Source organism: Desulfuromonas svalbardensis (genome assembly GCF_055389415.1).
Map to the genome: position 1 here is coordinate 766,868 of NZ_AP042416.1, position 14,712 is coordinate 781,579.

The 14,712-nt window shown below is 42.7% G+C and carries 12 protein-coding genes; 5 read left to right on the forward strand and 7 right to left on the reverse strand.

Annotated features, from left to right (window positions below):
• Positions 1-40 precede the first annotated feature (40 nt).
• Both ACZ5KY_RS03345 and ACZ5KY_RS03350 read left to right on the forward strand, forming a co-directional pair.
• Positions 41-589: a GspE/PulE/PilB domain-containing protein gene (locus ACZ5KY_RS03345; RefSeq protein WP_464242492.1), complete on the forward strand. Its 549-nt coding sequence runs from the start codon at positions 41-43 to the stop codon at positions 587-589.
• On the forward strand, positions 577-813 hold the full coding sequence (locus tag ACZ5KY_RS03350; RefSeq protein WP_464242493.1) for a response regulator: 237 nt from the start codon (positions 577-579) through the stop codon (positions 811-813). The genes ACZ5KY_RS03345 and ACZ5KY_RS03350 overlap by 13 nt, the downstream gene beginning before the upstream one ends.
• Here the strand turns inward: ACZ5KY_RS03350 and ACZ5KY_RS03355 are convergent.
• Both ACZ5KY_RS03355 and ACZ5KY_RS03360 read right to left on the reverse strand, forming a co-directional pair.
• Positions 810-2,663 (reverse strand): B12-binding domain-containing radical SAM protein, encoded by a 1,854-nt coding sequence (locus tag ACZ5KY_RS03355; protein ID WP_464242494.1) that lies wholly within the window; start codon positions 2,661-2,663, stop codon positions 810-812. The genes ACZ5KY_RS03350 and ACZ5KY_RS03355 overlap by 4 nt on opposite strands.
• Complete coding sequence (locus ACZ5KY_RS03360; protein WP_464242495.1) at positions 2,660-3,196, reverse strand: hypothetical protein; 537 nt, start codon at positions 3,194-3,196, stop codon at positions 2,660-2,662. Before ACZ5KY_RS03360 ends, ACZ5KY_RS03355 begins: the two co-directional genes overlap by 4 nt.
• A 119-nt stretch (positions 3,197-3,315) precedes the next feature.
• Here ACZ5KY_RS03360 and glmU point away from each other — a divergent pair, with 119 nt between their 5' ends.
• Genes glmU through ACZ5KY_RS03375 form a run of 3 tightly spaced genes read left to right on the forward strand, consistent with a single transcriptional unit; the run spans position 3,316 to position 8,992 of the window.
• Positions 3,316-4,692 carry a bifunctional UDP-N-acetylglucosamine diphosphorylase/glucosamine-1-phosphate N-acetyltransferase GlmU gene (gene glmU / locus ACZ5KY_RS03365; protein ID WP_464242496.1) on the forward strand — a complete coding sequence of 459 codons (1,377 nt, stop codon included), beginning with the start codon at positions 3,316-3,318 and terminating at the stop codon, positions 4,690-4,692.
• A 47-nt stretch (positions 4,693-4,739) separates the two neighbouring features.
• Positions 4,740-6,569, forward strand: a complete 1,830-nt coding sequence (gene glmS, locus ACZ5KY_RS03370; protein ID WP_464242497.1) for a glutamine--fructose-6-phosphate transaminase (isomerizing) — start codon at positions 4,740-4,742, stop codon at positions 6,567-6,569.
• Positions 6,570-6,595: 26 nt separating this feature from the next.
• A complete protein-coding gene (locus ACZ5KY_RS03375) occupies positions 6,596-8,992 on the forward strand; it encodes a penicillin-binding protein 1A (protein WP_464242498.1) in 2,397 nt (798 codons plus the stop codon).
• A 105-nt stretch (positions 8,993-9,097) separates the two neighbouring features.
• Here the strand turns inward: ACZ5KY_RS03375 and nth are convergent, their stop codons facing one another.
• The 5 genes from nth to gyrA form a co-directional block, all read right to left on the reverse strand.
• Positions 9,098-9,742: an endonuclease III gene (gene nth, locus ACZ5KY_RS03380; RefSeq protein ID WP_464242499.1), complete on the reverse strand. Its 645-nt coding sequence runs from the start codon at positions 9,740-9,742 to the stop codon at positions 9,098-9,100.
• A 65-nt stretch (positions 9,743-9,807) separates the two neighbouring features.
• Positions 9,808-10,530, reverse strand: coding sequence for an endonuclease/exonuclease/phosphatase family protein (locus ACZ5KY_RS03385; RefSeq protein WP_464242500.1), 723 nt, complete (start codon positions 10,528-10,530; stop codon positions 9,808-9,810).
• Positions 10,531-10,566: 36 nt separating this feature from the next.
• On the reverse strand, positions 10,567-11,127 hold the full coding sequence (locus tag ACZ5KY_RS03390) for a peptidylprolyl isomerase (protein ID WP_464242501.1): 561 nt from the start codon (positions 11,125-11,127) through the stop codon (positions 10,567-10,569).
• Positions 11,128-11,144: 17 nt separating this feature from the next.
• Complete coding sequence (locus tag ACZ5KY_RS03395; RefSeq protein WP_464244620.1) at positions 11,145-12,143, reverse strand: NAD(P)H-dependent glycerol-3-phosphate dehydrogenase; 999 nt, start codon at positions 12,141-12,143, stop codon at positions 11,145-11,147.
• Between the two features lie 35 nt (positions 12,144-12,178).
• Positions 12,179-14,707 carry a DNA gyrase subunit A gene (gene gyrA, locus ACZ5KY_RS03400; RefSeq protein WP_464242502.1) on the reverse strand — a complete coding sequence of 843 codons (2,529 nt, stop codon included), beginning with the start codon at positions 14,705-14,707 and terminating at the stop codon, positions 12,179-12,181.
• Positions 14,708-14,712 lie beyond the last annotated feature (5 nt).

Sequence of the window (14,712 nt, forward strand, 5' to 3'; positions counted from 1 at the left end):
ATTGATTGAAGAGGGGATTATCGACTCAAGTAACCTCGAGTTGGCACTAGAACAACAATCTCAAAGCGGTCAACGGCTTGGTCAAGTACCTGAAGAACAAAGTGTTATCTCAGAACGAGACATTGCCCTTGGCTTAGCTCGTCATTTTTGGCTCAAAACAGTTAGGAACATCTCAGGGCATGATTTCCCAAAATCACTGCTTGATCTAGTGAATAGTAAAAAAGCGTTACAAAAACTTATTTTCCCTCTACGCATTGAAGATAAAACCATGTATCTCGCCATGGTTAATCCTCTCGACACGCTATCCTTTGGCACAGGGTTACGAATTGTTCCCTACTTAACCACCGCCAAAGAGATTCATGCTGCAATCAATCGTCATTATTTAAAGTCGATGAATAGCCCTAATCATGGCGACTGGTGGCGAATTCTCGTTTTTGACAATCAAGAACTAGCCTTGTCGGCAACAGCAGCAGCATTGAGTAAAGAAGGTTTTGAGGTGACAAAAGTATCCAAGCCTGATGAAGCATTAACAATGATCCATCAAAAATTCCCCACCTCATCATCACTGAAGTATCTATGCCCGGAATAGGTGGTGTTGAACTCCTTAAATCCCTGAAAAAAAACCCACAGACAGGACAGATTCCCGTCATTACGTGCTCAAACAGATCGACAGCTAACGATGAAGCAAAATTACGTGATCTAGGCTTTATTGATTTCATTGCTAAGCCTGTTAACGCAATCCGCCTTGTTACACGAACAAAAAGTGCCCTACGTTTATGTTATGAAAGCCTCGAAACACCGGCTAAGATTTAAGAGTGTGTAGCGGAAACAATCAGCCCCTCACTCACTGCAAAATGCACTAAGTCAGCACAATCTTCCGTCGTGAGTGCCATTGAAAACGGCGCAAAGATTTGTGCTGGCGTTGTTTTGCCATCACTTTGAACGAGCAGCGTTGCAAACACATCATCAATCGACTCACAATAAACCTCTTCACCACGTCGCAAAAACAATCCCGTCGATCCACTTTGGTCAGCGAGTACAACAAACTCAACCAAATCAACGTCTCCGAGCATACCGATTTCTTCAACATCATAGTAAAATGATTCAATCCGTAACGAAGGCGACAAACACCAACAGCGTTCCAACAGGGACATTTTCTCCTCTGTTAAGGGTGATTGACAAGGAAGAGTTTCGCAGCCGAGTAGCGTATCAGCCCAATGGGTATGAAAACGAATCAGATCAAGGGCAATAGGGATTAGATTTTCAACCTGTTGTAGATAAAATAACGCTTCGATGAAGGCTTGTTGCATCGCAAAAACCTGCACTGGGCTGTAAGTCGTGTCGTCATCTTCTCCTTCATTGCGTTGTTCAATCAACCAGCGACTAAAGTGATCTAAAAACTCCACAGCACTCAACCGACTAGCACGGCACAACGGTAGGAAATAGGCCATCGAACGTCCGGTGTTATAAAACAGGTCACAGGCCAAAGCCAATTCCCGACATTTCTGGAATTGCTGCGGGCTTAAGTGGGAACTCTGAGTCACGGTATAAGGGGGAACGGACAAAGCTTGAAGACCATACTGCTCACGCTGATCAAACAGTTTTGTTCCAGGTAACAATGCCAAAGGAAATATTTCGACATGATTCGGACAACACTCAAGAGCATAGTTAATACTTTCGCATAATCCAGAATAATCATCATGCGGTAGACCATAAATCAGATCAATACCAAAAGTGATGCCCCCGTCACTCAACATCTTAACCTTGTCACTAAAACCCTGCACATCCAACGAGCGATTGATATGTTTGAGAACATCGGGTCGTGCCGACTGCAATCCAACCTGCACCGAACAACAGACATGTTGAAGCAATGTCACCGTCTCCGGATCAAGAAACTCAGCCTTAGCTTCTAAGTGATAATGAAGTTGTGGCGCGTGCTCAATAATCAAACGTAATAACTTCTTCCCCCGCTCGGCAGGGAAGTTAAACGTAGAATCAAGCACCCAAACCTGAGAAACCCCATGACGGACAAAAAGTTTCAACTCTTTCTCTAAACGATCAAAAGGGATTTCGCGGACTCCTGAACTGCCGCGGGCATCGTAACAAAAAGAACATTGAAAAGGACAGCCTCGCGACGTTTCCCACAACACACCGTGTTCAGGTTCCAAAACGCCACTCAACCAAGGGGAAACCTGTTTGCTCAGGTCAATTCCTTTTCCTGGTGAAAGATCAAGTCCTCGTTGTGTCAACAAACCTTGCTGTATATCACCCTGAATGACAGCACTAAAAACGCGTTCTCCTTCACCTGAGATAACACGATCAAAAAGATCTAGATCTTCGATTTGTTGAGCACAAGCTGTCGCTTCAGGTCCGCCAACGACTAATACGATCTTTGAATTTTTCTGGCGAATTTTTTGGGCCAAACCAAGAACTCGTTGTTTGTTCCAAACATACAAGCTAAAAGCAACACAGTCGGGGTTTGTGCTAAAAATCCGACCAAGGATTTCATCATCTTGTTCACACAGATAGGCATCGATGAGCTGGGTCATCTCACGAGAAGCTGGTGGCAGTGAAGCAACAACAGATGCTGCGGCTAAAGGAACCGCTTGAGGGGAACGACGAACATGGAGGGTAACAAAAGAAATTTGGCTAAGTTGTGTCATGATCGTTTAAAACTCACTGTAATTTTTGGTTTACCATGGTCATTTGTCACCTTAAATTGACAATCAACATTGCCATATTTTTTCCGTATTTTTTCTTTTTGTTGCTCGATAAAAACCTCCAACTGACCGCGTGACGGTGGCTTTGACTGACTTTGTTTGCATACCGCTTCGTAATCTTGGTAAAGCCTCTCCATTTCAGGTCTCGCATGGCTTACATCATCAATAGAACTCACTTTGTTGACATGGCGATGATAACGTCCCTCATCCATCTCACGCTGGACTCGTTCCCACATCCCTTGGTACGAATGAAATGTGCTCGATAAATTCTGAAATTTATAGCGCAACTCGGTCTGCATAATTGTACGTTTATTAAACTCGCGCATATCGCGTTCCAAGGCATCGCGCTCGCGCAAAGGCGCTCGTTTTTCGACCCCAGCAAAGTACTGTTCATAACGAATTCGCAATGTTTTTATTTTGTGTTCTATCTCTGTAATTTGTCGGATAATATTGCTGCGGTCATCACGATCATTCATAACCATTCTCTTTCCTTATATAAATTAACCGTTAACCACGCAGTAACACGTATGCCGCTTGACGAACCGCCTATTTTAAGCTTAAAATTAGAGTTTACCATAACCTAAAAAGGAATACGATGCCTACACATAATCTAGCGGCCATCATCCTTGCTGCCGGCAAGGGAACCCGCATGAAATCAAGCCTACCAAAGGTTCTTCAACCTTTAGCAGGCTCCCCCTTAGCAGCTTATCCAATTCAAAGTTCTCAACATTTGGGCTGTTCACCAATTGTCATGGTTGTTGGTCACCAATCAGAGCTGGTTCAAGAGACTTTTTCCGCTCAGGATATACTCTTTGTTGAGCAGGCACAGCAACTTGGTACCGCACATGCCGTACAAATGGCTCAACCTGTTTTAAAAGACTTTTCAGGAACATTGTTGCTGTTATGTGGTGACGTTCCACTCCTACGCCAAGAAACATTGCAACAACTGCTCACGGAACATCAACAAGCAGGAGCGGTCGTCAGTGTATTAACGGCTAAAATTGAAAACCCCACGGGTTACGGCCGCATCATCCGCAATGGTGATTGTGTTGACAGAATTGTCGAAGAAAAAGACACAACTGACGAAGAAAAAAAGGTTCAAGAGATCAACACCGGTCTCTATGCCCTTGAAGCACCTTTAGCTTTTGAACTTCTCGCTCAAATCGGCAATCAAAATTCTCAGGGGGAATATTACCTGACCGACATCATCTCCCTCGCTCGAGAACTGGGCCATAAAGTTACGGCATCGATTCTTAACGATTCTGCTGAAAGCATGGGGATCAACGACCGAGTGCAACTTTCACAAGCCGCCAAGATTCTCCGCCAGCGCATCAATCATGATCATATGGTCAATGGCGTAACACTGATTGACCCTGACGCCACCTACATCGACTCAAAGGTGATGATCGGAGCTGACACCATAATTTATCCTGGCGCTCAACTGCGTGGCACTACGACAATTGGCTGCCATTGCACCATTGAAGCGGGTGTGGTGATTGATTCCTGCGCTATTGGCGACCACAGCATCATTAAAGCGGGAAGTGCTCTAGAGGAATCGACACTTGGTGAACATTCAACAATCGGGCCGATGGCACACCTGCGGCCCGGCACGGTTCTCGAAGGGCACAATAAAATTGGCAATTTTGTTGAGACAAAAAAATCAACTATTGGTCTTTATTCTCAAGCGAGTCATCTGACGTATATTGGTGATGCAGAGTTGGGCCAAAATGTGAACCTCGGCTGTGGCACCATCACCTGTAATTACGATGGCGTTAACAAACATAAAACAATTATCGAAGACGATGTTTTCGTTGGTAGTGACTCGCAACTTGTTGCTCCTGTGACCATTGGTCGCAACAGCCTAATTGGTGCAGGATCAACGATCACTAAAGATGTTCCTGCCGATGCACTCGCCTTATCGAGAACAACACAGAAAACAATTTCTGGTTGGCGTAATCGAGACAAAAAATAACCTAACGAAAGATCTGTCCCCGAATCATTAGGAGTGTATTTTTATATATGTGTGGAATTGTTGGATATATTGGTGAACAACAGGCAGTCGATGTCGTACTTGCGGGACTGCGCCGTCTTGAATATCGTGGCTATGACTCGGCAGGTATTTCAACGCTGAACAACGGTCAAATAAATACCCTAAGAGCCGAAGGCAAGCTGTCAAATTTAGAGCAACATTTAAAGACAAGTCCATTATCGGGGACTCTTGGTATTGGCCACACCCGGTGGGCGACCCACGGTAAACCCTCTAAAGAGAATGCTCACCCTCATCGTGCGGGTGGATTTGTAGTCGTCCATAATGGAATTATAGAAAATTATCTTCAACTCAAACAACAGCTCGTTGCAAGTGGTCATCATTTCAATTCGGAAACCGATAGTGAAATTATTGCCCACCTTATTGAAGATTATTTCCAAAAAAATAACAACTTTGAACAAGCAGTACGCGACACCCTACAACAACTCAGGGGCGCATTTGCAATTGCTGTCATTAATGACCAACACCCAGACCAGCTTATTGCTGCAAAAGCTGGTTCACCTCTGGTTATCGGGCAAGGGCAGGGTGAATACTTTGTTGCCTCTGATATTCCGGCAATGCTTTCCCACACCCGCGACATGGTTTTCTTGAATGATGGCGAGATGGCACTCTTCAATAGAGCGGGGATGCAAATTACAACCCTCGAAGGTGACCCAGTAGAAGCGAAAATTAAAACCATTACCTGGAATCCGACAATGGCCGAGAAGGGTGGTTACCGCCACTTCATGCTTAAGGAGATCCATGAGCAACCACGCGCTATTGCTGATACCATTGCTGGGCGGATCACCGAAAACAAAAGTGCTATATTACTGAACGAACTTAACCTCAGTACTGATGAACTAAATGGATTTGAACGCCTCTATATTGTCGCCTGTGGAACATCGTGGCACGCAGCGTTAGTGGGCAAATTTCTTATCGAAAAACATGCACGTATCCCCGTTGAGGTTGATATTGCGAGCGAATTTCGTTACCGGCAACCGTTGGTCAACGACAAAACATTAACCTTGGTCATCAGCCAAAGTGGTGAAACAGCGGACACTCTCGCAGCACTGCGCGAGGCACATGAGCGTGGCGGCAAAGTTGTTGCTATTTGTAATGTCGTTGAATCATCCATCGCCAGAGAAAGTGAAGGGGTAATCTACACCCATGCTGGCCCCGAAATCGGCGTTGCATCGACCAAAGCATTTACAACTCAACTCGTCGCACTATTTTTATTCGCTCTTCATCTTGCTCAAACACGAAAAACCCTAACAACAGCCAAGGCAAAAGAGTTGATTAGCGAGCTATTAACGCTACCTCGCAAGTTAGAAGAAACCCTCGAACTTGACAGCACTATCGAACAATCTGCGCGTCAATTCATCCACGTGCACGATTTTCTCTATCTCGGTCGCGGCAATCAATATCCCATCGCGCTAGAAGGGGCTCTTAAGCTTAAAGAGATTTCTTATATTCATGCTGAAGGCTACCCTGCGGGCGAAATGAAGCATGGACCGATTGCTTTAATTGATGAAGAACTGCCTGTGGTGGTCATTGCACCAATTAATGCAACCCACGAGAAAGTGATCTCCAACATGGAGGAGGTTCGTGCTCGCGGTGGTCAGATCATCTCTATTAGTGATTCCAATTGTCCAAGCTTACTCGCCGCATCTAATGTCGCATTTCCTGTTCCAACCATCTGCGATGACTTGATGCCAATCATCACCTCGGTCCCGCTCCAGTTATTGTCTTACCATATTGCCGTTTTCAAAGGGACCGATGTTGATCAACCGCGTAATCTTGCTAAAAGCGTAACTGTTGAATAAAAACCTGAAGACTGAGTAAACCTTTCATGACAACACTTTATAAAATATTACGCTGGTTGGCGTGGTTAACCCTCGCCGGCGGCATCGGTTCACTCTCTGCAGTAGCTGGTGCTTACTTCTACGTCGCCAGTTCGTTACCACATTTCGCCACTCTTGCAGATTACCAACCACCTGCGATCACCCGTGTCTACAGTGAAGATGGCCAAACAATTGCTGAGTATTACGAAGAGCGGCGCATTGTCGTTCCCGTAAACCACATGCCACAAAAATTAATCCAAGCCTTTGTTGCTGCCGAGGACTCTAATTTTTTTGAGCATCAAGGGATCGATATTATTTCGATTTTTCGCGCAGCACTGAAAAACATTAAAGCTGGCGGAATCGTTCAAGGTGGCAGTACCATCACCCAACAAGTGGCGAAAAGCTTACTTTTAACTCCAGAGCGAAAATTTTCACGAAAATTCAAAGAAGCCATTCTTGCATGGAGAATGGAACAACGCTTTTCTAAGCGTGAGATTCTCTATCTTTATCTGAATCAAATTTATCTCGGCCATGGTGCCTACGGGGTGCAAGCGGCCTCTGAAAACTATTTTGATAAAAATGTTGAGGATTTAACACTCGCTGAATGCAGTATTTTGGCGGGGTTACCCCAAGCACCAAGTCGATATTCACCTTATCGACATTATAAGCGGGCTAAAGACCGTCAACTCTATGTACTGAGACGGATGCTCGCCAATGGTTACATTGACGAAGTACAAGCCCAAAGCGCCTACGCAACCGAGTTACTTATTCACCCTCGCATAGACAATTCTGCTGCAGGAACAGGGTATTTTTCAGAGCAAGTTCGCCGCTACCTTGAAAAAGAATATGGCAAGAAAAGCCTCTATACGGGCGGGCTACAAGTTCATACGACCATGAACTTAACAATGCAACAAGCCGCCCAACAAGCAGTTCGTCTGAATTTACATAACCACGATAAACGGCAAGGGTATCGCGGTGTGGTGCGTCAGCTTAGTGAGCAAGAAGCCATTGCGGCAATTCAAGAGCAAGAAACTTTACACCAAAAATCACCAATTAAGGTGGGCCAAATCGTTGAAGCGATCATTACGGGGAGTTCCGACACTGACTTAGCCCTTCAAGTCGGTTCATTTTCTACATCTCTAGCACGTAAAAAAATAGCTTGGGCAGGTCCTTTTACAATCGTTTCAGCGACACAAGAACCTATTATTCAAGAAACTGAATCAAAAGGATCAATCATAAGTATTGGTTCAGTAATTTTGGTCAAAATTTTAAAAATTGAAAACCAAGCTCTTGATGTTGACCTATTTCAACAACCTCTCGCTCAAGGTGCTTTACTTGCCATGGATCCACACACTGGTTTTGTCAAAGCAATGGTGGGTGGATACGATTTTGCAACCAGCCAGTTTAACCGGGTCCTCCAATCCAATCGTTTACCTGGATCAGCCATCAAACCCCTTATTTACTCTGCTGCAATAGACAAGGGCTACACTGCGGCATCTGTGATTCTTGATACTCCCCTGATATATAAAGATACAACCGCAGACGGTGAAGAACGAGAGTGGAAACCAAAAAATTATGGCAATAAATTTTCCGGCCCAACCTCATTACGTAAAGCTCTGACCCACTCATATAATATTATCACTATCAAATTATTAAATAAAATTGGCATTGGTTACACTGCCCGATATTTTAAAAAATTAGGTATCACATCACCCGTAAACCGTGATCTCACTATGGCACTCGGTTCAAGCGCCGTTACCCCACTTGAACTTGCAACATCCTATTCCGTTTTCGCCAGCGGCGGAGTCAAGACCGCGGCAAACTATATCACTCGAATCACCGACAGAAATGGGCGGATTTTACAATCAATTGATCCCGCTGATTTTCCACATGGTCTTGCTGAGGATCAAAAACTAATTCGACTTGAACGACAACGGGTAATTTCTAAACATACAGCTTCTCTTATAACAAATATGCTTGAAAGCGTTGTTCAAAAGGGAACAGGGTGGCGCGCAAAAGCCCTTAAAAGGCCAGTCGCTGCCAAGACAGGAACAACCAACAACCTTAAAGACGCATGGTTTGCGGGTTATATTCCGCAATTGGTGACTGTTTCATGGGTAGGTTACGATCAAGAAAGATATCTTGGTAAAAATGAAACTGGCTCCAAAGCGGCCGCACCAGCATGGGTTGACTTTATGAAACACGCAATAACGCAACTTCCTGCTGAAAATTTTTCAATTCCAGATAGTATGGAATTCCACCCCATCGATCCCAAAACGGGGCTGCTTGAACCTGAAGATAGCGTTACAGCCCATATCGAGATGTTTGCACCTGGTACGGCACCAACACGTTATGCCTTAGACGAAGACAAACTGAAACCTCAAGACTTTTTCCGTCTCGACTAAACGTTTCACATCGCTTCTATGATAAAATAAACGCCCAGCCATACTTAGTGATGGTTGGGGCGTTATACATTGAACACGGTGTCTTTTTAAGCCTTCAAGTTGTTATTAAAAACATTTTGCGCATTGATTTTCCACAGGACAACATTCACAGTCGGGTTTTCGAGCTTTACACACAGCTCGACCATGATAAATAAGCAGATGAGATGTGTGACCCCATTGCTGTGCTGGAATCAATGAGCACAACTCTTTTTCTATCTTTTCTGGATCCAATAAAGTTGTCCATCCAAGCCGATATGAGACACGCTTGACATGGGTATCGACAGCGAATCCAGCGACATTAAATGCATTACTTAACACCACATTTGCCGTTTTTCGGCCAACGCCAGGCAGGGTCACTAAATCAGCCATCGTCTCGGGAACAACTCCACCGTAACGATCACAAATAATTTTCGCTGACTCAACAACACTTCGAGCCTTATTGCGAAAACAACCCACCGTACGAATCACTTCAGCAACCTCTTCAGCACTCGCCGCAGCATACTCTTCTACAGCTCGATACCTTTGAAACAGTTGTTGCGTAACAATGTTTACCCGAACATCAGTCGCTTGTGCTGACATAATAGTGGCAGCCAACAACTCGAAGGGGGTGCTAAAGTTCAATGAGCAGCGAGCATCTGGATAAGTTTGATTGAGTACGTCAAGGGTATTAGCGACGGATTTTTTAGTTAACTTTTTTTTGTTTTTTGACATACGAGACCACTTCTAATCCAGTAAGCATTAGTTTATCCACTTTATACACAATGTTATCCACAGCCCTATAAAGGACCAGGTGCAACTTCCATCCTTGACTGTAAGGCATGCTCTGCCGATACAGAGATACGATTATCTTGAACCTCAAAATCCAATATTATCGGCAAGTGAAGGGTCGCTTTACGGGCAGGCCGACTTCTATCAATATGTATGGCTAATAATTTGATATGATCTGTAGCATAAACACGGTCACGACTTAAAAAAGGGAAATAGGACGGATAAGTACCGCGCAGAAATGTAGGCGATAGGCGTGTAAAATTATCTTGAAAACGAAAGTGACCTGAAACCCAAACACTATCGTAAAAATCTCCCAAAACAATTGTCGGGAATTGAAGGCTGTGTGACTGGAAAGGACTAAGGTTTAAAAACTTACCAATCTGATCAGGACGCTTAAAAAAACCACCCGTCATATCGACATTAAATAGATTGAAGCGGGACTCTTCGTTTGTATGTTCAGAGTACATACATCTCGCACCAGATCCCAAATCATAGGTGTGACTAATTTTTATCGCTTGTTTAGATAATAAAACTAAGACGCCGAGATGGTTCTCTTGAGTGTTCGAATATAACGAATATCCCATTTGATTAGCCAAACGACGACAAGCAGACAAACTAACTACATTTTGTAATGTAATCAAGTCAGCCTGCCAATTTTGTATCGTTTTAAATAATGCCGATGTATCGTGGCATCCTTTTAGGTTGTACGACATGATGCGGATCGTGGTCATAAAGGCCTCATTGTCCGCGTTGAGCCATACGACTAATTAATGTTTCTCAAGTCGCTCAATCGCTTGAATCATTACAGGTTTTAAAGGAACATCACTCATCCCTTTTTTTCTCCCCGTCGCAACAGTTGCTATCGCATCGACAACATCCATCCCTGATGTTACTCGACCAAACACCGCATAACCATATCCCGAAGTAGTTTTAGAGCGGTGATTTAGAAATCTATTATTCGCATGATTTATAAAAAATTGACTTGTCGCACTATCAACCACGCCGGTTCGTGCCATTGCAATGGTGCCACGCTCATTTTTTAAACCATTAGCAGCTTCATTTTTAATTTGTGCGCCAGTAATCTTTTCAGATAAACTTCTTGTAAATCCACCACCTTGAACCATAAAATTTGGAATAACACGATGAAAAACAGTATTGCTATAAAAGCCTGTATCAACATAGTGTAAAAAATTCTCTGTAGATATCGGTGCTTGTTGTTGATTTAATTCAACCTCAATATTACCCATATCGGTCTTAATAATAACAAATGGTTCAGCAATACAGAGGGTAGGAACCAATAATACTAAAAAAATCAAAAACGCTTTCATGTGCGAGATCCTTATTTTTAAATATATTCAGATTTTAATTCACGCTTCATTAATTCTACAACAGCTTGGCGCGGATCTTTATCTTCATAAAGAATAGCATGCATTTCCGAAATAATAGGTACTTCAACATTTAACTTAAGTGCTAATTGATAGGTTGATAGAGTCGTCTTTACCCCTTCTGCAACCATCGACATTTCGGACAATATTTCATCCAAAGAACGCCCTTTTCCTAACGCAATACCAACGGTTCTGTTTCTCGATAGATCACCTGTACAGGTCAACAATAAATCACCCATACCTGCGAGACCAGAAAAAGTCTCAGCTTTGGCTCCCATAGCCATGCCTAACTTTTTCATTTCAGCTAACCCACGTGTTATCAACGCTGCCCGAGTATTACAGCCATATCCCAAACCATCACAGACACCAGCCGCCAGGGCAATCACATTCTTTAGTGCTCCGCCAAGTTCAGTACCGATAACATCATTGTTGGTGTAAACACGAAAATACTCTGTGTTAAAGATCTCCTGTACCTGATTACAAATATCATTGTTTTCAGCAGCAGCAACAACAGCAGAAGGTTGTTCAAGGGCCACTTCTCTTGCAAAAGTAGGCCCTGATAAAAAAGCCATCCGGTCATGGAGTTCAACTGGCAAAATCTCTTTTAATACATCCGACATGGGTAAAAGGGTTTCATTTTCAATCCCTTTTGATGCTGAAACAATAATCGCATCCGATCGTATACCTGCAACGGCTTGCTTAACCACCGAGCGCATCACTTGTGATGGTGCAACCAGCAACAGCAAATCCAAGCCTGAAACAAATGAAATATTAGAACTAAAAGTTAAATTGTTTGATAATTGAATACCAGCTAAGTAACGATCATTTTCATGAGTTCGTGACATCTTCTCAACTAGATCTTCTTCATACGCCCACAAAACAACAGAGTACCCCTTCTTTGCGAGAAGGTTGGCTAAACTTGTTCCCCAGCTGCCGGCTCCTATCACACCAATTTTCATGTTTTTACCTAATTGATTATTCGCATTCATAATGATCACTCAGCGCCATCATCACTAACAATTTCTTGGTCATCAATCTCTTGTTCTTCACCAGCTAAATCATCAATATCTTGAACGTCTAACTCTTCATCTTCTTCTTTTTCAGCTAGTTTCGCTACCGCCACTATTCGTTCATCGTCCTCAAGGACCATTAAACGGACACCTTGAGTATTGCGACCAATAATAGATAATGCAGCGACCCGAGTTCTTAATATTTTTCCTCTGTCGGTAATAAACATCAAATCTTCATCGTCAGAAACAAGTTTTATATCAACAACATTTCCGTTTCTTTTTGATGTTTTAATCGTAATAATACCTTTTCCAGAACGACTTTGAACACGATATTCATCCAAGTTTGTCCGTTTACCATACCCATTTTCAGTGACACTAACTAACGTTGCTGAGGTATTATCCGTAACCACTTCCATACCAATAATATGATCGCTACCCTCTAATTGCATACCGCGAACACCGCGAGCTGTTCGTCCCATAGGTCGAACATCTTTTTCAGCAAAACGGATTGACTTCCCATGATTACTGGCTAAAACAACATCCATAGTACCATCTGTTATCCGAGTAGAAACAAGATGGTCACCTTCGTCTATGGTCATTGAAATAATTCCACCTTGACGAGGTTTAGCATACGCCATAAGTTCAGTTTTCTTAACTACACCATTATTTGTTGCCGCAATAATAAATTTATCATCAACAAATTCTTTAACAGTAAGAATACTCATCACCTTTTCTTCAGGTGCAAGTTGTAAAAGGTTTACGATGGCTTTGCCACGAGCTGCACGACCGCCCTGTGGTATTTCATGTACCTTAAGCCAATAAACTTTACCTTTGTCCGTAAATACTAAAATATACGAATGTGTTGAAGCAATAAATAGATGCTCAACAAAATCTTCTTCTTTAGGTCGCATCCCTGTTTTGCCCTTACCACCACGTCGTTGTGAGCGATAAAGTGAAACAGCATTTCTTTTGATGTAACCAGTGTGCGACACGGTAACGACCATATCTTCTTCAACAATTAAATCTTCGATCGATAAATCTTTAGTTTTTGCAATGATCTCGGTACGCCGCTCATTGGCAAAATTAGTTTTTATTTCAAGTAATTCTACTCTTATTATTTTAAGAATTTCTATTTCACTACCAAGAATCTCTTTTAAGCGTGCAATTTGTCCTAAAACTTCTTGGTATTCATTGAGAATTTTATCGCGCTCTAAACCTGTTAATCGATGTAAGCGCATCTCAAGAATAGCTTGAGCTTGTATATCCGAAAAACTAAATCTTTCAATCAAGCGCATCTTAGCTTCAGATGAATTAGCTGAAGATTTAATTATCGTTATTAATTCGTCAAGGTTCTCAAGAGCAATTTTCAAACCCTCAAGAATATGGGCTCGTGCTTCCGCTTTTTTCAGTTCGAAAACACAGCGCCTCGTTACAATTTCTTTTCTATGATCAATAAAATGATCAAGAACTTGGCGCAATGATAATATTTTAGGCTGCCCACCAACAATGGCTAACATGATGATACCAAATGACGTTTGCATCATAGTCATTTTGTACAGTTGGTTTAAAACGACACCGGCTACGGTATCTCTTTTAAGGTCAATAACGATTCTCATGCCATCGCGGTCTGATTCATCACGTAAATCAGAAATGCCCTCAATTTTCTTCTCTTTAATCAACATAGCAATTTTTTCAATCAATCTTGCTTTATTGACTTGATACGGAATTTCGTTAACGACAATACTTTCGCGACTCGTGCGACGATCAATCTCAACTAAAGCTCTTGCGCGCATCTGAAAAATACCACGTCCACAGCGATAAGCATCACGCACATCATCTTGGCCTAAAATAAAACCACTGGTAGGTAAATCAGGACCAGGAATTATTTCGACCAATTCATCAAAACTTAATGTCGGATTGTCAATAATTGAGACAAGAGCATTAATCACTTCACCGAGATTATGAGGCGGTATCTTCGTTGCCATGCCTACAGCAATACCTTCAGAACCGTTCACTAATAGGTTAGGGAACTTACACGGTAAAACTAAAGGCTCTTTTAAGGAATCATCGTAGTTAGGGCCAAAATCAACGGTTTCTTTTTCAAGGTCAGCAAGAAGTTCAGATGATAATTTTGACATACGAACTTCTGTATATCTCATCGCCGCTGCCGAATCGCCATCGACAGAACCAAAATTACCCTGACCATCAATCAAGATATTTCTCATAGAGAAACCTTGAGCCATCCTTACAATTGTGTCGTATACCGCGGTATCACCATGCGGATGGTATTTACCAATAACATCGCCTACGACACGCGCTGACTTTTTATAAGGTTTATTATATTCATTGCCTAATTCATGCATGGCAAACAGTACACGACGGTGTACTGGCTTTAAACCATCTCTTACATCAGGTAAAGCGCGTCCTATAATAACGCTCATCGCATAATCCATATACGATTTACGCATCTCACTTTCAATATTAACACTTACTTTATTGGGTTGTGAAAGCATCTACT